At 33.8% G+C, this 21,383-nt stretch carries 16 protein-coding genes and 1 other RNA gene; 15 read left to right on the top strand and 2 right to left on the bottom strand.

The genetic code is table 11. The features are described from left to right. Positions 1-6: 6 nt before the first annotated feature. The 8 genes from FH144_RS04575 to FH144_RS04540 all read left to right on the top strand — a co-directional run bounded on the left by FH144_RS04575 (position 7) and on the right by FH144_RS04540 (position 9,295). Positions 7-525, top strand: a complete 519-nt coding sequence (locus FH144_RS04575; protein WP_198611528.1) for an adenine phosphoribosyltransferase — start codon at positions 7-9, stop codon at positions 523-525. A 388-nt stretch (positions 526-913) separates the two neighbouring features. Next, the gene (locus FH144_RS04570; protein WP_242313984.1) at positions 914-3,103 is read left to right on the top strand and encodes a RelA/SpoT family protein; all 2,190 of its coding nucleotides are present in this window, start codon (positions 914-916) and stop codon (positions 3,101-3,103) included. A gap of 16 nt (positions 3,104-3,119) precedes the next feature. Next, on the top strand, positions 3,120-3,572 hold the full coding sequence (gene dtd / locus FH144_RS04565) for a D-aminoacyl-tRNA deacylase (protein WP_242313982.1): 453 nt from the start codon (positions 3,120-3,122) through the stop codon (positions 3,570-3,572). Beyond that, entirely contained in the window at positions 3,569-4,444 is an 876-nt protein-coding gene (locus FH144_RS04560) for an N-acetylmuramoyl-L-alanine amidase family protein (RefSeq protein WP_242313980.1), read from the top strand. Before dtd ends, FH144_RS04560 begins: the two co-directional genes overlap by 4 nt. A 506-nt stretch (positions 4,445-4,950) precedes the next feature. Continuing rightward, entirely contained in the window at positions 4,951-6,213 is a 1,263-nt protein-coding gene (hisS, locus tag FH144_RS04555) for a histidine--tRNA ligase (RefSeq protein ID WP_242313978.1), read from the top strand. A 12-nt stretch (positions 6,214-6,225) separates the two neighbouring features. Further along, entirely contained in the window at positions 6,226-7,992 is a 1,767-nt protein-coding gene (gene aspS / locus FH144_RS04550) for an aspartate--tRNA ligase (protein WP_242313977.1), read from the top strand. Positions 7,993-8,239: 247 nt separating this feature from the next. Continuing rightward, positions 8,240-8,429, top strand: a non-coding RNA gene (gene ssrS, locus FH144_RS04545) — 6S RNA. 89 nt (positions 8,430-8,518) lie between these two features. Beyond that, complete coding sequence (locus FH144_RS04540; RefSeq protein ID WP_107508295.1) at positions 8,519-9,295, top strand: tRNA threonylcarbamoyladenosine dehydratase; 777 nt, start codon at positions 8,519-8,521, stop codon at positions 9,293-9,295. 107 nt (positions 9,296-9,402) lie between these two features. Here the strand turns inward: FH144_RS04540 and FH144_RS04535 are convergent, their stop codons facing one another. Continuing rightward, positions 9,403-10,671, bottom strand: a complete 1,269-nt coding sequence (locus tag FH144_RS04535) for a replication-associated recombination protein A (RefSeq protein ID WP_242313975.1) — start codon at positions 10,669-10,671, stop codon at positions 9,403-9,405. 85 nt (positions 10,672-10,756) lie between these two features. On the opposite strand from FH144_RS04535, the gene cymR reads away from it, so the two are divergent. Next, positions 10,757-11,179, top strand: a complete 423-nt coding sequence (cymR, locus tag FH144_RS04530; protein ID WP_103166586.1) for a cysteine metabolism transcriptional regulator CymR — start codon at positions 10,757-10,759, stop codon at positions 11,177-11,179. 150 nt (positions 11,180-11,329) lie between these two features. Then, a complete protein-coding gene (locus FH144_RS04525; RefSeq protein WP_167409746.1) occupies positions 11,330-11,476 on the top strand; it encodes an SAS049 family protein in 147 nt (48 codons plus the stop codon). Between the two features lie 87 nt (positions 11,477-11,563). Here FH144_RS04525 and FH144_RS04520 read toward each other — a convergent pair whose 3' ends face one another. After that, positions 11,564-12,568 carry an LLM class flavin-dependent oxidoreductase gene (locus FH144_RS04520; RefSeq protein WP_242313973.1) on the bottom strand — a complete coding sequence of 335 codons (1,005 nt, stop codon included), beginning with the start codon at positions 12,566-12,568 and terminating at the stop codon, positions 11,564-11,566. A 254-nt stretch (positions 12,569-12,822) separates the two neighbouring features. On the opposite strand from FH144_RS04520, the gene FH144_RS04515 reads away from it, so the two are divergent. From FH144_RS04515 to alaS, 5 genes are all read left to right on the top strand, one after another. After that, positions 12,823-13,962 carry a cysteine desulfurase family protein gene (locus FH144_RS04515; protein ID WP_242313971.1) on the top strand — a complete coding sequence of 380 codons (1,140 nt, stop codon included), beginning with the start codon at positions 12,823-12,825 and terminating at the stop codon, positions 13,960-13,962. A 2-nt stretch (positions 13,963-13,964) separates the two neighbouring features. Further along, the gene (gene mnmA / locus FH144_RS04510) at positions 13,965-15,077 is read left to right on the top strand and encodes a tRNA 2-thiouridine(34) synthase MnmA (protein ID WP_242313969.1); all 1,113 of its coding nucleotides are present in this window, start codon (positions 13,965-13,967) and stop codon (positions 15,075-15,077) included. Between the two features lie 224 nt (positions 15,078-15,301). Next, on the top strand, positions 15,302-15,973 hold the full coding sequence (locus FH144_RS04505) for a tetratricopeptide repeat protein (protein WP_242313967.1): 672 nt from the start codon (positions 15,302-15,304) through the stop codon (positions 15,971-15,973). Position 15,974: 1 nt separating this feature from the next. Next, entirely contained in the window at positions 15,975-18,407 is a 2,433-nt protein-coding gene (gene recD2, locus FH144_RS04500; protein WP_242313965.1) for an SF1B family DNA helicase RecD2, read from the top strand. A gap of 313 nt (positions 18,408-18,720) precedes the next feature. Beyond that, positions 18,721-21,351, top strand: coding sequence for an alanine--tRNA ligase (gene alaS / locus FH144_RS04495; RefSeq protein WP_242313963.1), 2,631 nt, complete (start codon positions 18,721-18,723; stop codon positions 21,349-21,351). Positions 21,352-21,383: the final 32 nt, after the last annotated feature.

Genomic DNA, 21,383 nt, shown 5'->3' with positions numbered 1-21,383 from the left:
ATTTAAATGGATTTAAAGCAGTATGTTTCAGAGGTACAAGATTGGCCTAAACCGGGAGTAAGTTTTAAAGATATAACAACAATTATGGACAATGGGGAAGCTTATGGCTATGCTACTGATCAAATTGTAAAATATGCTAAAGAACGTAATGTAGACATTGTCGTAGGACCAGAGGCTAGAGGCTTTATTATTGGATGTCCAGTTGCCTATTCAATGGGCATCGGTTTTGCTCCTGTGAGAAAAGAAGGTAAGCTACCTCGTGAAGTGATTCGCTACGAATACGACTTAGAATACGGTACCAATGTTTTAACAATGCATAATGATGCTATTAAACCTGGACAACGCGTATTAATCACAGATGATTTATTAGCGACAGGTGGTACTATTGAAGCAGCTATTAAGCTTGTTGAAAAGTTAGGCGGCATCGTTGTAGGTATCGCATTCATTATTGAATTAAAATATTTAAATGGTATTGAAAAAATTAAAGATTATGACGTAATGAGTTTAATCTCATACGACGAATAAATCATTAAATAAGATTGACATAGAGGTTGAGACATTGATAAAGGTGTCTCGACCTCTTATTATTTATGTTTATATTTATATCAGTGTTACCTTTTAATTATGGATACAATAGGTGATTGTAAATTAAATACTACACCATTTATTTATTTAAAAACTTGTAGTATCATAGAACTATTATTTAGAAAAAATCAAACCTTTTATAGTTTGCTTGATATTTGATAAAATTAAAGTAATACTCGCATTCAGAATGGGACATCAATCATAAATGTTTTGTGCCAACCTCTGTTATACTCGGATTAATGAAGCGGTAAGGTATGTTTTCTTAATTTTCAAAAATTCGAATATCGAGTGGAGTATTTGGAATATTAAAGAGTTGGGGTGTCATATATTGAATAACGAGTATCCATATAGCGCTGACGAGGTGCTACATAAAGCAAAATCTTACTTATCAACTGATGAATACCAATATGTTTTGAAAAGTTACCACATTGCTTATGAGGCACATCAAGGTCAATTCCGTAAAAATGGATTGCCATATATTATGCATCCAATTCAAGTAGCCGGTATACTAACTGAAATGCGGTTAGACGGGCCAACTATTGTGGCTGGCTTCCTACATGATGTCATTGAAGATACTGCCTATACGTTTGACGATGTTAAAGGTATGTTCAATGAGGAAATTGCGCGAATTGTAGATGGCGTAACGAAATTGAAAAAAGTTAAATATCGCTCTAAAGAAGAACAACAAGCTGAAAATCACAGAAAGCTATTTATCGCCATTGCTAAAGATGTTCGAGTTATATTAGTTAAGTTAGCAGATAGACTCCATAATATGAGAACGCTAAAAGCTATGGCCCGTGAAAAACAAGTGCGTATATCTAAAGAAACGTTAGAAATCTATGCACCATTGGCTCATAGATTAGGTATTAATACCATTAAATGGGAATTAGAAGATACTGCTTTGAGATATATTGACAGTGTTCAATACTTCCGTATTGTTAATTTAATGAAAAAGAAACGTAGTGAGCGAGAAGCTTATATCGCTAATGCTATAGATAAAATACAAGCAGAAATGATTAATATGAATATTACAGGGGAGATTAATGGTCGCCCTAAACATATTTATAGTATTTATCGAAAAATGATGAAACAGAAAAAGCAATTTGATCAAATATTCGATTTATTAGCGATTCGGGTTATAGTCAATTCAATTAATGACTGCTATGCAATATTAGGATTAGTTCATACATTATGGAAACCTATGCCAGGACGTTTTAAAGATTATATTGCAATGCCAAAACAAAATATGTACCAATCACTACATACCACAGTTGTAGGACCTAATGGTGATCCTTTAGAGATTCAAATTAGAACCTATGAAATGCACGAAATCGCTGAACATGGTGTAGCTGCACATTGGGCATATAAGGAAGGCAAAACAGTTAACGAGAAGACGCAAGATTTTCAAAATAAACTGAATTGGCTCAAAGAATTAGCAGAAACTGATCATACTTCTTCAGATGCACAAGAGTTTATGGAATCATTAAAATATGATTTACAAAGTGATAAGGTATACGCATTTACTCCTGCTAGTGATGTTATTGAATTACCGTATGGTTCTGTACCTATTGATTTCGCTTATGCGATTCATAGTGAAGTAGGTAATAAGATGATTGGTGCGAAGGTTAATGGTAAAATCGTGCCAATTGATTATGTTCTTCAAACGGGAGATATTATCGAGATACGTACGAGTAAACATTCTTATGGTCCAAGTAGAGATTGGTTGAAAATTGTTAAATCATCGAGCGCGAAAAGTAAGGTAAAAAGCTTCTTCAAGAAACAAAACCGTTCTTCAAATATTGAAAAAGGTAAGTTTATGGTTGAAGCTGAAATTAAAGACCAAGGCTTTAGAGTTGATGATATTCTAACTGAGAAGAATATTGAAGTTGTCAATGAAAAGTACAATTTTGCTAATGAAGATGATTTGTATGCTGCTGTAGGATTTGGTGGGGTAACAGCCCTACAAGTTGTTAACAAATTAACTGAACGACAACGTATACAAGATAAGCAAAAAGCATTAAATGCAGCACAAGAAATTACGAAGTCACTTCCAATTAAAGAGGATATCATTACAGATAGTGGTGTCTATGTGGAAGGAATTGAGAATGTTTTAATTAAACTATCTAAATGTTGTAATCCTATCCCTGGAGATGATATTGTAGGTTATATTACTAAGGGACATGGTATTAAAGTACATCGCACTGATTGTCCTAATATCATCAATGAAACTGAACGCTTGATTGATGTCGAATGGGTAAAATCGAAAGATTCTACTCAACGTTATCAAGTCGATTTAGAAGTTAGTGCATATGATAGAAATGGCTTGCTTAACGAAGTCATTCAAGCTATCAATTCCACAGTTGGAAGTATTATTAAAATTAACGGACGTTCAGATACAGACAAGCATGCGATTATTACAATTAGCGTGATGGTTAAAAACGTAAATGATGTCTTCAGAGTTGTAGAAAAGCTTAAACAATTAAGTGATGTATATACAGTATCCAGAGTATGGAATTAATAGAGGTGCTATAGAGATGAAGATAGTGGTACAGAGAGTTAAAAGAGCTTCAGTAACGAATGAGCATATTCAAAATAAAATTAACAAAGGTTATTGTTTATTAGTGGGAGTAGGTAAAGATTCTACTGAAGCGGATGTAGATGCATTAGCAAAAAAAGTAGTCAACGCACGTTTGTTTGAAGATGAAAATGGCAAATTAAATCTCAATGTTCAACAAGTTGAGGGTAAAATTCTATCAATTTCACAATTTACGCTTTATGCTGATGTTAAAAAAGGTAATAGACCTGGTTTTTCTAATTCAATGAGTCCTGATGAGGCAAATGAGTTATATGAGAAGTTTAATACTGCATTAAGAGCGTATGGTGTCGAAGTAGAAACAGGTGAATTTGGTACGGATATGGAAGTAGAAATTATAAATGATGGTCCTGTTACGATTATTTATGAAAGTCAGGATGGAAAGATTGTATGAGTAAACTAGATGCATGGTTATCAAAACATGGTCTAAAGAATGGACTTACACTTTCTGTGGTGATCACTTTTATATTATTTTTAATTATACTATTTATGCTTATGAATCATAGTGATCAAGGTAGTAATCGGATTACCGTTTCGGAAAATGCAGAATTACGTACAGGTCCTAATGCAGCTTATCCAGTACTCTACCAAGTTGATAAAGGCGAAACATTTACTAGACTAGGAAAGTCTGGTAAGTGGATTGAAGTAGAAAGTAGAGATGGCACCGAAAAAGGATGGATAGCAGGATGGCATACAAGTTTAGATATTGAAGCGGATGCAAGTAAGGAAGAAAATCCTTTGAAGAATAAGGTCATTGTCTTAGATCCAGGGCACGGGGGCAATGACCAAGGTGCTTCAAGCAATACATCCAAAAAAAGTCTTGAAAAAAATTATACGCTAAAGACTGCGAAAGAATTAAAAAAAGCGTTAGAAAAAGCGGGAGCTAAGGTAAAACTAACACGCTCCGATGATAGCTATGTCAGTTTAGAAGACAGAAAACAAGATGGCGACGCTTTTATAAGTATACATAATGATTCTCTTGATAGTCCGAATGCGAACGGAGCTACTGTATATTGGTTTAAAGATAATCAAGAAACCTTAGCTGAAACATTATCGGCTAGTATTGAGAAAAAGTCTTTATTGTCTAACAAAGGTACTAGACAGGAAAACTTTCAAGTCCTAAGACAAACTAATAAACCAGCAGTATTATTAGAACTAGGATATATTAGTAATCCAACAGATGAAGTAATGATAACAGACCAACTTCATAGACAAGTAGTTGAAGAAGCAGTAGTTGATGGGTTAAAACAATATTTTGCATCTTAAGTCTTGCAAACTTAATCTAAACTAGTTATCATTATTAATGAACTTTATAAATCATACCGTTAATATTCTTGGAAGTTTAAATGAAATAGGTAGAGAGACTGAGACATTAATCGTTTGTGCGCTGGGAAACCGATAAACGGTGTCCCAAAAGCAGGATTCTCGGCAGATACCGTCACGATTCGACAAAATTTGAAGAACAATTTTGCTCATCGTTCGGTTCTGCTCAAATCCTAAACACTTTTGTCCCAACCTCACGTAGAGATATAATCCAAGGCTGAAAGATTATACTGAGTAGTTTAAAACTTTTAACACAAGAAGAGGTGCTTTAATAAATAAGCCGGTTTACGCACGTTAAGCGTTTGAGTGGGGGTTAAGGTATAATCTTAATCTCAATTAGGGTGGCAACACGGCATTTCGTCCCTTATATAGTTATTGGCTATATAAGGGGCTTTTTTTATTAAAGAAGATTTAATATAGATGAGTAAAATTATTAAAGGAGTGATTGCGTGATTAGAATACCTAGAGGTACGCAAGATATCTTACCTGAAGATTCAAGCAAATGGCGCTATATTGAAAATAAATTAGATGAATTAATGAAGCTTTATAATTATAAAGAAATACGTACACCTATTTTTGAAAGTACAGATTTATTTGCACGTGGTGTGGGAGACTCAACTGATGTTGTGCAAAAAGAAATGTATACGTTTAAAGATAAAGGTGACAGAAGCTTAACGTTAAGACCAGAAGGTACGGCTGCGGTTGTTCGCTCTTACATTGAAAATAAAATGCAAGGTTATCCAAATCAACCGATTAAGCTTTATTATAATGGACCAATGTTTAGATATGAACGTAAACAAAAAGGACGTTTTCGTCAATTCAATCAGTTTGGTATAGAAGCTATAGGTGCAGAAAATCCAAGTATCGATGCTGAAGTTTTAGCAATGGTTATGCACATTTATGAATCATTTGGTTTAAAACATTTAAAATTAGTAATTAACAGTATCGGCGACGCGAATTCACGTAAAGAATATAACGAGGCTTTAGTAAAACATTTTGAACCTGTAATAGACACTTTCTGTGAAGATTGTCAATCACGTTTGCATACAAATCCAATGCGTATACTTGATTGTAAGATTGATCGTGATAAAGAAGCTGTAAAAAATGCTCCGCGTATTACTGATTATTTAAATGAAGCATCTAAAGCATATTATGAAGAAGTTAAATCATATTTGACTGATTTAGGCGTTGACTATGTCGAAGATCCTAATTTAGTACGTGGGCTAGATTATTACACTCATACTGCTTTTGAAGTAATGATGGATAATCCTAATTATGATGGCGCAATTACAACACTATGTGGCGGCGGCCGTTATAATGGCTTATTAGAACTTCTAGATGGTCCTAGTCAGACTGGTATTGGCTTTGCATTAAGTATTGAAAGACTTTTACTTGCACTTGAAGAAGAAGGTATTGAATTAGATATAGAAGAAGAGTTTGATTTATTTATAGTTACTATGGGTGATGAAGCTGAACGCTATAGTGTTAAACTTTTAAATCATCTTAGAAAAAATGGCATTAAAGCTGATAAAGATTATTTAAAACGTAAAATTAAAGGTCAGATGAAACAAGCTGATCGTTTAAATGCTAAATATACAATCGTAATAGGTGATCAAGAATTAGCAAATAATAAAATTGATATTAAAAATATGGCAACAGGTGAGTCAGAAACAGTTAAATTAGATGAACTTGTACAGTATTTTAAAAAATAAAGGAGAATTCAAATGAGTAAACGTACAACATATTGTGGTTTAGTTACTGAAGAATTACTAGACCAAAAAGTAACATTAAAAGGTTGGGTGCATAATCGACGTGATTTAGGTGGCCTAATCTTCGTAGATTTACGTGATAGAGAAGGTATTGTTCAAGTAGTATTCAATCCTGATTTCTCTGCAGAAGCTTTAAGTATCGCAGAAACTGTACGTTCTGAGTATGTTATTGAAGTTGAAGGAACGGTAACTAAACGTGATGAAGAAACAGTTAATCCTAAGATTAAAACTGGTCAAGTTGAAGTTCAAGTTTCAAATATTAATATTATTAATAAATCTGAAACGCCACCATTTTCAATTAATGAGGAAAATCAAAACGTTGACGAAAATATTCGCTTGAAATATCGTTACTTAGATCTTAGACGTACTGAATTAGCACAAACATTTAAAATGAGACATCAAACAACTAAATCTATCCGTAACTATCTTGATAATAATGGTTTCTTTGATATTGAAACACCAGTATTAACAAAATCTACACCAGAAGGCGCACGTGACTATTTAGTACCTTCACGTGTTCATGAAGGTGAGTTTTACGCACTACCTCAATCACCACAATTATTTAAACAATTATTAATGATTAGTGGTTTTGACAAATATTATCAAATTGTTAAATGTTTCAGAGATGAAGATTTACGTGCTGACCGTCAACCTGAATTCACTCAAGTCGATATTGAAATGAGTTTCGTTGATCAAGAAGACGTTATTCAAATGGGAGAAGAAATGTTACGCCAAGTCGTTAAAGATGTAAAAGGCGTTGACATAGAAGGCACATTCCCACGTATGACTTATGAAGAAGCGATGAGACGTTATGGTTCTGACAAACCTGATACACGTTTTGGAATGGAATTAATTGATGTATCACAATTAGGTAAGGAAATGGACTTCAAAGTCTTCAAGGATACTGTACAAAATAATGGCGAAGTGAAAGCCATTGTTGCCGAAGGAGCATCTGATAACTATACACGTAAAGATATGGATGCCTTAACAGAGTTTGTTAATATTTACGGTGCTAAAGGCCTAGCTTGGGTCAAAGTCGTTGATGAAGGATTAAGTGGTCCTATTGCACGATTCTTCGAAGATCAAAATGTAGAAACATTAAAAGAGTTAACTGGAGCTAAACCAGGAGACTTAGTAATGTTCGTAGCAGACAAACCAAATGTCGTTGCTCAAAGTTTAGGAGCATTACGTATTAAAATTGCAAGAGAATTAGATTTAATTGATGAAAATAAATTAAACTTCTTATGGGTTACAGATTGGCCGTTACTTGAATATGATGAAGATGCTAAACGTTATGTTGCAGCACACCATCCATTCACATCACCTAAACAAGAAGATATCGCTAAATTAGACTCAGAACCTGAAAATGTGCAAGCTAATGCTTATGACATTGTATTAAATGGTTATGAACTCGGTGGGGGCTCTATAAGAATTTCAAATAGTGAGCTTCAAGAAAAAATGTTCGAAGTTTTAGGTTTCACAAAAGAACAAGCTAGAGAACAATTTGGTTTCTTATTAGATGCCTTTAAATACGGTGCACCTCCACATGGCGGTATCGCCTTAGGATTAGACCGTTTAGTTATGTTATTGACTAATCGTACAAACCTTAGAGATACAATTGCCTTTCCTAAAACAGCATCAGCTACTTGTCTATTAACTGATGCACCAGGAGAAGTATCTGATAAACAATTAGAAGAATTATCACTGCGTATCCGTCACTAATTCTTGAAAAACTATTAGTTACTTAAACAAAGTGTTATTAACCAACACCTTATAAGTTAGTTTAAAGACTAGCCTATAAGGTGTTTTTATTATGAAAAGAAAACAACGATAAGATACTATATTTTAAATAACTATAAATATATTATGTCAACTATTAATATTTAATTATTTTTCTTAATAAACATTTCTAACCAAGTCATTAGGATTTCAATAATAGGGCTTTTGTGCTATTATATCTATATAAGATAGTCATCTGTATTGTTCGTATGTTTGCTTTTTATTTGGGCCTAACACTTTTTGATCAGGGAGCTCAATAGGTTTTCTTGCAGCGCAAACGCCTCAATGGAGGACTTGCAAAACAAGAAACAGGGCACCCACCTGTATATAGCAGGCCGAATGATCAAGCTATTTATAACTACGGCAATTACGGACTCTATCGGTACGCAAGGCTTTACTGTCTTGCGTATTTTTATACACTTTTTTAGGATTTACAAGTTATTGAATGGTTTATAAAAAGGAGTTTACAATGAAACATCAATTTTCAAGAAATGAGTTAGCATATGGTCAAGAGGGTCTAGATTTATTAAAAGGTAAAACCGTTGCGGTATTAGGCGTCGGGGGAGTAGGTTCGTTTGCAGCTGAAGCCTTAGCTCGTACTAATATTGGACATATTATATTAATTGATAAAGATGATGTTGATATTACTAACGTCAATCGTCAAATCCATGCGCTAACAACAACGATTGGGCAAAGTAAAGTTACATTAATGGAAGAGCGAATTAAATTAATTAACCCTGATTGTAAAGTTACGCCGTTACATATGTTTTATACAGAAGAAACTTACGAGGATTTATTTAATAATTATAATATTGATTATTTTATTGATGCTAGCGATACAATTATATATAAAGTTCATTTAATGAAAGAATGCTTAGAGCGAGGGATTAAAGTTATTTCAAGTATGGGTGCTGCTAATAAAACTGATCCTACACGATTTAAAATCGCCGATATTTCACAAACGTTTATGGATCCAATGGCCAAAATTATTCGTAACCGTTTGAAAAGACAAGGTATTAAAAAAGGAGTGCCAGTAGTTTTCTCTGATGAAAGTCCTATTGTTATACGTGAAGATGTTAAGGCAACAGTTGGGGACGCTAATGCTATTAATCGTAAGGGACAAATACCGCCATCTTCAAATGCATTTGTGCCAAGTACAGTAGGATTAATTTGTGCTAGTTATGTAGTAAATGATATTTTGAAAGATATTCCAGTTAGACGTATTAAAGATAAAGGAAATATTTAAAATTTAAGACTATGATGAGTTATATAGTGAATAATGGAACGCAAAGTTAATGTAATTCAAGGCTTTGCTAATCCACATTCAACTTGTAACTCTATCATAGTCTTGTTTTATTTTTTAGTTCTCAAATTATCGTATACCATTTTAAATTGTTGTTCACTTTTAGAAGTCGTTTTTGGCTCATAGTATATTTTGTCTTTTAAGTTGTTAGGTAAGTACTGTTGTACTACATGGCCATTCTCATAATCGTGAGGGTATTTATAGCCGATTGCTCTTCCTAATTCTTTTGCACCAGCGTAATGACCATCTCTTAAGTGATCAGGAATTTGTCCAACTTTTCCCTTACGAATATCACTAAGTGCGCCATCGATTGCCTTAATAGCAGAATTAGATTTTGGAGATAAACAAAGCTCAATCACAGCTTGGCTAAGTGGAATGCGTGCTTCAGGAAATCCTAAGCGTTCAGCAGATTGAATCGCTGCTAAAGTTCTTTGTCCGGCGCTAGGAGAAGCTAAACCTATATCCTCATAACTTATGACTAATAAACGTCTTACAATTGTTGGTAAATCTCCAGCTTCAATCAGGCGAGCTAAATAGTGTAACGCAGCGTTTACGTCACTACCTCTAATTGATTTTTGAAAAGCACTCATCATATCGTAATGCATATCTCCATCTTTATCACTGACGAAGGCGCCTTTTTGGAGACAATCTTTCGCATCTTCTAATGTCACATGTCTTGTATTATCAATGACTTCAGCACTTAACACAGCTAATTCTAAAGCATTTAATGCGCTACGAACATCACCGTTACTTTGTGTTGAGAAATATGTTAATGCTTCTTCATCTACATCTGGATGATAAGTTTTTAAACCACGTCGCTCATCTTCTAAGGCTCGATTTAATGCAAGACGTACGTCATCGTCATTTAAAGAATAAAGTTCAAAAATTTGAGCTCTAGAACGAATAGCTGGATTAATTGCATGATAGGGATTGGAAGTAGTTGCTCCAATCAATACGATTTTACCGTTTTCTAAATGAGGTAATAGAAAATCTTGTTTAGCTTTATCTAGACGATGAATTTCATCTAGTAACAAAATAATCTGGCCAGACATTTTCGCTTCTTCAACTACTAATTGCATATCTTTCTTAGTATTTGTTACTGCGTTCAATTGTCTAAATTTATATTCAGTACTACCTGAAATTGCTTTTGCTATACTTGTTTTACCAATTCCAGGAGGACCATAAAAAATCATTGAAGATAATTTCTTAGTTTCAACCATTCGTCTAATAATACCTTTAGGACCCACCAAATGTTGTTGTGATATAATTTCATCTATATTTGTAGGTCGCATTCTGGAAGCCAAAGGTTCAGTAGTCACGTTATTCACACCTTTCTATTACTATCTTAACTGAAAAAATGATAGAATGGGAATATATATTATTCGAATTAAGTGAGGTTATGTTATGAAAATATCAACGAAAGGGAGATATGGGTTAACTTTAATGATTTCCTTAGCTAAAAGGGAAGGACAAGGCTGTGTCTCATTGAAGTCAATTGCTGAGGAAAATAAGTTAAGTGACTTATACCTCGAACAATTAGTAGGCCCTTTAAGAAATGCAGGTTTAATTCGAAGTGTTCGTGGTGCTAAAGGTGGCTACCAACTCAGAGTACCCGCTGATGAAATCACTGCAGGTGATATTATTCGCTTGTTAGAGGGGCCCATTACAATTGTAGAAAGTATTGAATCAGAACCGCCGGCCCAAAAGCAACTTTGGTTACGTATGAGAGACGCGGTAAGAGAAGTTTTAGATAATACAACATTAAAATATTTAGCTGAATATGTAGAAACTGATAATCAATTAGATGGCTACATGTTCTATATTTAAATTTTTTTAAGTAAATATGTTTATTCATTTTTGTTGGTGGTATTTAATTAATACATCACAACGATACAATGTGTAGATTATTTCGTATCGTATATTTGTCAATACTTATTCAATATATTATAAGCTTAAATTTGAAAGGAGAATTTCACTATGGGATTCATGGACAAAGCGAAAGATGCAGCAGAAAAATTCAAAAATAGCGATAATGAGCAAGTAGACAAAGCTAAAGATAAAATTAATGAATACACTGGCGGTAACGACAGTGATAACAAAGATGATAAAAAAGACGATAAATAGTTGATATTTTTTAAGAGTGATGAGATTCTCATCACTCTTTTTTTATGACAGAAATGAATTAAAATTAAATTCGAAGCTCCCTAAATCTTAATTATTAATACGTTGAATGACATTTTTTAATCGATTAAAAGAATCGACTTGTTGTGCTTTATCGTAAATATAGCTAATTCCCATTAATTCATCAATTTCACCATACTCTTCAATGAAATCTTCTAATTTTTGTTTTACTGTTTCTTCAGAACCAATTAAGGAGTTACGCTCTCTTTGTTTGGCCATTTCATATTCTCTTGGAGTTAATAAATTTTTAAGGTCATCAGTAGGCGGTTGAACGGGTTGCATTTTACCACGTGCAATACTAGTAAATACTTGTGCAAGTGTGCTTGCTAAACGTTCTGCTTCGTCGTCTGTTTCGGCCACAATCGTATTTAAACATACAATCATGTAAGGTTTATCTAATACATCCGAAGGCTCAAATAATTCTTTATAATTTTGAATCGCTTCCTTCATTTGTTGAGGTGCAAAGTGTCCAGCAAAGACATAAGGTAATCCTTTACGGGCAGCTAAATGAGCTGAATCTGTTGAAGATCCTAATATATATAAAGGAACATTCTTGTTTACGGCAGGATAAGCGCGTACATATGCTTGTTTATTTTCAGGACCAAAGTACGTTTGCAATTGTTCAACTTCTTCAGGAAATTCATAAACACCGTTATGCTGATCACGTCTCAAAGCACTCGCCGTCATCATGTCAGTACCAGGTGCTCTACCTAACCCTAGATTAACTCTATTTGGGAAAAGTGTTTCCATCGTACCAAATTGTTCAGCAACAACTAGTGGCGCATGGTTAGGTAACATAATTCCACCCGAACCTACTTTTATATTTTGAGTATGTTCTAAAGTATGTTGAATGAGTAGGGCAGTCGCTGAACTCACTAAATTCGGCGCATTATGATGCTCTGCTATCCAATAACGCTCATATTCTAATTCATCTAATTGTTGTGCAAGTTCTACCATATCATCAATTGCATCTTTATCATTTTGACCTTCTCGAATAGGTACTAGATTTAGAGCTGATAATTTTATATTCGACATCTTCAACCTCTCCTTTATTATTACTACTGCCTAGTGTAACAAGATATAATATGAACAGTTATTAAATTGCTCAAATGGATTTTTGCTATTATTTTCAAAAGTAAATATATAAAAGGTGTTAATTAAATAGAGGTGTAAGTGTTAAAATATAATATAAGTATGAAATAGGTAGTTTATAAACACCAATGTAGAAAAAATATTAGTCAGGTGCTATTATAGGAACATTGATAAAAATATGAGGAGTGTACTAGAGAATGGAAGTATATGCAGATTATGCTGCTACTACACCGGTTAAACCTGAAGTTGTAGAATCGATGATGACAATATATCAATCACATTATGGTAATCCATCATCAATTCATTCAATTGGACGAGACGCACGTCGCTATTTAGATGAATCAAGAAGAAATGTAGCTAATTTATTAGGAGCCAAGCCTAGTGAAGTAATCTTTACGAGTGGCGCTACGGAATCAAATAATACAGCAATCAAAGGCTTAGTCTATGCAAACGAACATCTTGGAAACCATATCATTACAACTAAAATTGAGCATCATTCAGTATTGCACGTATTTGAACAACTGGAAAAAGAAGGATATGACGTTACTTATCTAGATGTAGATGATACAGGTAAAGTCGATTTAGACCAACTTAAAGAGGTATTAACTGACGATACGATTTTAGTTTCAATTATGTTTGTTAATAATGAAATTGGAACAGTTGAACCAATGTACGATATTGAAGATATTGTGGCTGATTCAAACGCATTATTACATGTTGATGCTGTACAAGCGATTGGTCATTTAGATGTGAAGTTCGAAGATTTTAAAATAGATACGATGAGTCTTACTGCACATAAATTTGGTGGCCCTAAAGGAGTAGGTGTTCTGTTAGTTAAAGAGCAAACACCTATTGAATATTCTCAATTGGGTGGAGAACAAGAAACTAAACGTCGAGCAGGAACGGAAAACTTAGCTCAAATCGTTGGTTTGACTAAAGCATTAACACTTGCCGATGAACAAAGAGATGCTAACAATATTCACTTAATGCAATTAAAAGAATTATTCATAGTTAGTTTACAAGAACGTGCGATTCCATTTGAAGTCAATGGCTCAATGGTTGAAACCACTGGTCATATACTCAATTTATATTTTCCATTTATCGATGTTGAAACAATGTTAACGTTACTAGATTTATCTAATATTTATGTTTCATCAGGATCAGCTTGTACTGCTGGTTCAACCACTCCATCTCATGTTTTAGCTGCTATGTATGAAGACGAAGAACGTGCCAAACATTCTGTTCGCTTTAGTTTTAATGAACAAACTACAGAACATGAAATAAAATATATCGTAGCCGAAATTCATAAAATATATCATAAATTTAAGGAGGAATAAATTTGTCTAATAAAGATATACGCGTTGTTGTTGGTATGTCTGGTGGCGTAGATAGCTCAGTAACGGCACACATATTAAAAGAACAAGGATACGACGTTATAGGTATCTTCATGAAGAATTGGGATGACACTGATGAAAACGGCGTGTGTACGGCTACTGAAGATTATAATGATGTAATCGCTGTATGTAACCAAATCGGTATACCATATTACGCCGTCAACTTTGAACAAGAATACTGGGATAAAGTATTTACCTATTTCTTAGATGAGTATAAAAAAGGGCGTACGCCTAACCCAGACGTAATGTGTAATAAAGAAATTAAATTTAAAGCATTCTTAGAACATGCACTTAAATTAGGTGCTGACTATGTTGCTACAGGACATTACGCTAGAATTCGTCGTCATGAAGATGGTCATGTAGAAATGTTACGTGGTGTAGATAATAATAAGGATCAAACCTATTTCTTAAATCAATTATCTCAAGAACAATTGTCAAAAGTAATGTTCCCAATCGGTGATATTGAGAAGAAAGAAGTACGTAAAATTGCCGAAGAGCAAGATTTAGCGACTGCTAAAAAGAAAGATTCTACAGGAATTTGTTTTATAGGTGAACGTAATTTCAAAACATTTTTATCTCAATATTTACCAGCTCAATCTGGAGATATGAGAACGCTTGAAGGTAAAAAAATGGGAACGCATAGTGGTTTAATGTATTACACAATAGGCCAACGCCATGGATTAGGCATTGGCGGCGATGGAGACCCTTGGTTCGTAGTAGGAAAAAATCTACAAGACAATATTTTATATGTCGAACAAGGATTCCATCATGATGCTTTATACAGTGATTATCTTATTGCCTCAGACTTTAGTTTTGTAAATCCAGTTGATTTGGAAGAAGGCTTCTCTTGTACTGCTAAATTTAGATATCGTCAAAAAGATACTAAAGTATTCGTACAACGTGAAAATGATAACTCAATCCGTGTAACATTTGATGAACCCGTACGCGCTATCACCCCAGGACAAGCAGTCGTATTTTACGATGGTGAAGTTTGCTTAGGCGGTGCCACTATTGATGATGTATTTAAAACATCTGGACAATTAAGTTATGTTGTTTAATTAGTTCAATGTGAGAATGGAACATTTAATTAAAAAATAGCTTAACTTTAGTTTTGACAGTAGTTGACTAGAAATAAAGAAGCATTGTGTAAGAGTCTCTCTTTCTTCATTTCTAATCAACTTAGCAAGGGTGGAACAACGAAATCTTTTGAATTATATTAGATTTCTGTTCCACTCCTTTTTTTACTAATGATAAATCCTAATAAGAAAGGAAGGATAGTAGCATGACCGAACAAGAGACAATTTATCAATGGATTAAAGATGGAGAACTTGAAAAAGCACTTAAAGCATTATTTGATAATATCGAAAATGATCCAGACACAATTGAAAACTATATTAATGCTGGTATTGTTTTAGCAGATGCAGGGGAAATTGAAAAAGCTGAACGTTTTTTCCAACGCGCACTTACGATAGATGACAAAAATGGTGCAGTTTATTATAATTTAGCTAACTTATATTATGATCAAGGTCGCTATCGAGAAGCAATTAAACTGTATCAAAATGCATCCAAATATGAAATGGATCAAGTAGATACTAACTATATGATTGGAATGTCATTTAATCAATTAGATGCACCTAAAGAAGCATTGCCATTTTTAATGACGGCAGCTGAACAAGATCAATCATCAGATGCCGAAGTTCAATTTCAGTATGGCTTAGTTCTTTGTCATTTAGAAATGTTTGAACAAGCCATCAAACAATTAAACGTTGTATTAGCTATAGATCCTAAACACGTAGATGCACTATATAATCTTGGTTTAGCAACTTATATGCAATCAGAAGATATAGATTCAGCTATTGCTTATTTTGATAAGGCAATCGAAATAGATTCAGGCCATCTATTAAGTCAGCATGCTAAAGCAACATTTGAAGCATTAAAAAACGAGGAGTCTTAATATGTCAAACCCTACACTTTTTGATTATTCAATGATTAAAGGAACGGTAGATGCGATATTATTTCAAAATAATGATAACTTTTATACTGTTCTTAAAGTAGATACTATTGAAACAAATGAATCATTTGATAACTTACCAACAGTGGTAGGGTTTTTTCCCAATATAGTAGAGGGCGATGTTTATACGTTTAAAGGACAACTCGTTGAACATCCACGTTACGGTAAACAACTTAAGGCCGATACATTTGAAAAAGAATTACCACAAACAAAAGATGCCATTGTTAGCTATTTATCGAGTGATCTTTTTAAAGGAATAGGTAAGAAAACGGCACAAAATATTGTAAATGCAATCGGTGAAAATTCCATCAATGATATATTAAACGATGCATCAGTATTAGCAAAAGTGCCTGGTCTATCTAAGAAAAAGCAAAAGCAAATAGCAGAGCAAGTGAGTGCCAATCAAGAATCAGAAAAGATTATGATTAGATTGCATGATTTAGGATTTGGGCCAAAACTTTCGATGGCAATTTATCAGTTTTATCAATCTGAAACCTTACATATATTAGAACAAAATCCATATCAACTCGTATATGATGTTAAGGGTATTGGTTTTCAAAAAGCTGATAATTTAGCTCGAAATAGTGGAGTGAAATTTAACGATACGGAACGCTTAAAAGCTGGTCTTTTATATACATTAGAAGAAGAATGTATCAAGAAAGGACATACATACTTATCTTATAATCATATCATTGAAGTCACTAAAGATATGTTAAGTGATGAGCAGGTAGAAGAAATTGTTGAATTGTCACAACTTGAAGACGTGATACAACTATTATCAGAAGAGAATAAACTGATATATGATAATGAACGCGTCGCTATACCTAGTCTCTATTATTCAGAATTAAAAAGCGTTCAGAACTTATATCGTATAAAAACCTATAAAAACAAACTCAAACAAATTGAACAGTCCGACTTACAAATCCATATTGGGAGTATTGAAGAAGCCAACAATGTTTCTTACGCGCCTTCTCAAAAAGAAGCCTTACAAACCGCAATCAATTCTAAGATTATGTTATTAACTGGTGGGCCTGGTACAGGTAAAACAACAGTTATTAAAGGTATAGTGGAATTATATGCGGAAATACACGGTTTATCTTTAGATTATTCTGATTATCAAGATGATGACTATCCTGTGGTCTTGGCTGCCCCAACAGGACGCGCATCTAAACGATTACAAGAATCCACAGGTTTAGAGGCTATGACGATTCATCGTCTAATTGGCTGGAATCAGGAAACACAACCCGATGATATTTTAGATAATGAAATTAAAGCTAAACTTATTATTATTGATGAGATGTCGATGGTGGATACATGGTTATTTCATCAATTCTTAAGTGCTGTACCTTTGGATGCTCAGATTATCCTTGTAGGAGATGAAGATCAGCTGCCTTCTGTAGGACCAGGACAGATATTTAAAGATTTGATTGATTCTCAAGTGTTACCTAGAGTTAATCTTACTGAAGTTTATCGTCAACAAGATGGTTCAAGTATTATCGACTTAGCTCATCGCATGAAGCACGGTGAAACTATTGATATTACTCAACGTTATCATGATAGAAGTTTTATTAACTGTTCGGTAGATCAAATTCCTACTATTGTTGAAAAGGTCGTCTCTAGTGCTGTAAACAAAGGCTATGATATGAGTGATATCCAAGTTTTAGCACCTATGTATAAAGGTAGTGCAGGTATTAAGCGACTTAATCAAGTTCTGCAAAAGATTTTAAATCCTAAAGAAGAAGATACGAGAGAAATTGAATTTGGCGATATAAAATTCCGTAAGGGCGATAAAGTACTACAACTAGTTAATCGTCCTAATGATAATATATTTAATGGAGATATAGGTGTTATTGTTGGTATTTTTTGGGCAAAGGAAAATGCACTCAACAAAGATGTTATTGTGGTTGACTTTGAAGGCAATGAAATTACCTTTACACGTCAAGATTTATTAGAGTTAACCCACGCCTATTGTACATCTATTCATAAATCTCAAGGTTCAGAATTTCCTATAGTCATTATGCCTATTGTTAAACAGTATTTTCGTATGCTTCAACGTCCTATCCTTTATACGGGACTCACTCGAGCTAAACAATCCCTAGTTTTATTAGGTGACCCAAAAGCATTTGAAATAGGGTTGAATACGCAAGGTCAAGAACGTCATACACAATTACGTGAGCTCATATTGGCCTACTTTAAAAGTGAGTCAAAACAAGAAGAATTATCTATTGAACAAAGTGTCGATAGTTCTAATGAAAAAGCAATTGAAGAAGAAACCCCTAACAAAGATAATATAGTTTTAAATGAAACAACTATTTACCGAATTGATCCAATGATAAATATGGGAGATGTATCCCCGTATGATTTCGTTGAACGTTGACATTTAGTAAGAAAATACTTAAAATAAATTTAAATTCGCATGAAGACGAGTAGACAATATTTACTATTTTAGAGATGTACTGGTTGGTGTGAAGTACAATGTAAATTGTTGAACGCTACTTCATGTTATTTGAATATAGTAATTAAGTGATAAGAGGATAGCATTTAAATTTGATGTTTGATAACAAGATATTTAAATGTAGCATGAACTCTTATAACTAGGGTGGTACCGCGAGAACGTTCGTCCCTTTATAGGATGAACGTTCTTTATTTTTGTTTAAGGTTAGATAATAATAACTTAGGAGTGAATGAAAATGAAAAATTTAAAAGCAAGTGAAATTCGTCAAAAATATATTGATTTCTTTGTAGAAAAAGGACACATGATTGAGCCATCAGCGCCACTTGTACCTATTGATGATGATTCATTACTATGGATTAATTCAGGAGTTGCTACATTAAAAAAATATTTTGATGGTCGTGAAACACCTAGAAAACCTAGAATAGTAAACTCACAAAAAGCAATTAGAACAAATGATATCGAAAATGTTGGATTTACTGCACGACACCATACATTTTTTGAAATGTTAGGTAACTTCTCAATCGGTGATTATTTCAAGAAAGAAGCTATCCATTTTGCATGGGAATTCTTAACAAGTGATAAATGGATGGGTATGGAACCTGAAAAATTATATGTAACAATCCATCCTGAAGATACTGAAGCTTATCGTATTTGGAACGAAGAAATTGGTTTAGAAGAAAGTCGTATCATTAGAATTGAAGGTAACTTCTGGGATATTGGCGAAGGACCTTCTGGACCAAATACAGAAATCTTCTATGATCGTGGTACAGACTATGGCCAAGAAGATCCAGCAGAAGAAATGTATCCAGGTGGAGAAAATGAGAGATACTTGGAAGTATGGAATTTAGTATTTAGTGAATTCAACCATAATAAAGATAATACGTATACACCACTTCCAAATAAAAATATTGATACCGGCATGGGCCTAGAACGTATGACATCAATTGCGCAAAATGTCCGTACCAATTATGAAACAGACTTATTCATGCCAATTATTCATGAAGTTGAACATGTTTCAGGTAAAACTTATCTAAAAGTTGATGAACATGACGTAGCATTCAAAGTCATTGCAGACCATATTAGAACAATCGCATTCGCGATTTCTGATGGAGCGTTACCAGCAAATGAAGGGCGTGGATATGTACTCCGCAGATTATTACGTCGAGCTGTGAGATTTAGTCAAACACTCGATATTAACGAACCGTTTATGTATAAATTAGTTGATATTGTAGCAGACATAATGGAACCTTATTATCCTAACGTTAAAGAAAAAGCTGATTTTATTAAACGTGTTATTAAATCTGAAGAAGAACGTTTCCATGAAACACTTCAAGAAGGTTTAACAATTTTAAATAATTTAATAGCTAAAGCTAAAGAGAGTAATAATGAAATCAATGGTTCAGATGCATTCAAATTATATGACACATATGGTTTCCCAATTGAATTAACTGAGGAACTCGCTAGTCAAGAAGACATCACTGTTGATATGGCTACGTTTGAATTTGAAATGCAACAACAACGTAATAGAGCAAGAGAAGCTCGTCAAAGTTCTCAATCTATGCAAATTCAAAGCGAAGTCCTTAAAAATATTAATACTGAAAGCACATTCGTAGGATATGACACAACTGATTATCAAACAACATTAACTGATTTGATTTATAACGGTGAAGCTGTTGATACAATTGATGCTGGCGAAACTGTTTACTTTATTCTTAAAGAGACGCCTTTCTATGCTATGAGCGGTGGTCAAGTAGCGGATAAAGGTATTGTTGGCAACGAGAACTTTGAAATTGAAGTTCAAGAAGTAACTAAAGCGCCTAATGGTCAAAACTTACATCAAGGTGTTGTACAATTTGGACAAGTGAAAGTGAATAGTGAAGTGGACGCAAGCGTCAATAGAGATGAGCGTAAAGATATTCAAAAAAATCACAGTGCTACTCATTTACTACATGCTGCACTAAAAGAAGTTCTTGGAGAACATGTCAATCAAGCAGGCTCATTAGTTGAAAGTGAACGTCTAAGATTTGACTTCTCTCATTTTGGACCAATGACTCAAGAAGAAGTAGATCAAGTAGAACGACGTGTTAACGAAGAAATTTGGAGAGGTATTTCTGTACACATCCAAGAAATGCCAATTGACGAAGCTAAACAACTAGGAGCTATGGCATTATTCGGTGAAAAATATGGCGATATTGTACGCGTAGTTAATATGGCACCATTTTCAATAGAGTTGTGTGGCGGTATTCATGTAGATAACACTGCTGAAATTGGTCTCTTTAAAATTATCAGTGAGTCTGGTACCGGTGCAGGGGTAAGACGTATTGAAGCATTAACTGGTAAAGCTGCGTTCCTACATCTTGAAGATATTCAAACTAAATTTAATTCAATTAAAGAACAAGTTAAAGTTAAATCAGATAACCAAGTATACGATAAAGTTGTCCAACTTCAAGAAGACGAAAAAGCACTCCACAAACAATTAGAACAACGTAACAAAGAAATCACTTCACTTAAAATGGGAAATATTGAAGAACAAATTGAAGTTATCAATGACTTTAAAGTACTTGCTACAGAAGTAGAAGTTTCTAACCCTAAAGAAATTAGACAAGTGATGGATGATTTTAAATCTAAACAACAAGATGCTATTATTATTTTAGCTAGTGATGTCGGTGGTAAAGTATCACTTATTGCATCAGTACCTAAAACATTAACTGAGCACATTAAAGCTGGAGATATCATTAAAAATATGGCACCAATCGTAGGTGGTAAAGGTGGCGGCCGTCCTGATATGGCTCAGGGTGGCGGAACTGAACCTGAAAATATCTCAGAATCATTACGCTTTATTAAAGATTATATTAAAAAACTATAACTTTATAATCAACTAGTGTAAAATCAGTATAT

Source organism: Staphylococcus sp. acrmy (assembly GCF_022690565.1).
GTDB classification, from domain to species: domain Bacteria; phylum Bacillota; class Bacilli; order Staphylococcales; family Staphylococcaceae; genus Staphylococcus; species Staphylococcus caledonicus.
The sequence above is the reverse complement of the archived record's forward strand: the minus strand, read 5'-3'. Positions and strand labels throughout refer to the sequence as shown.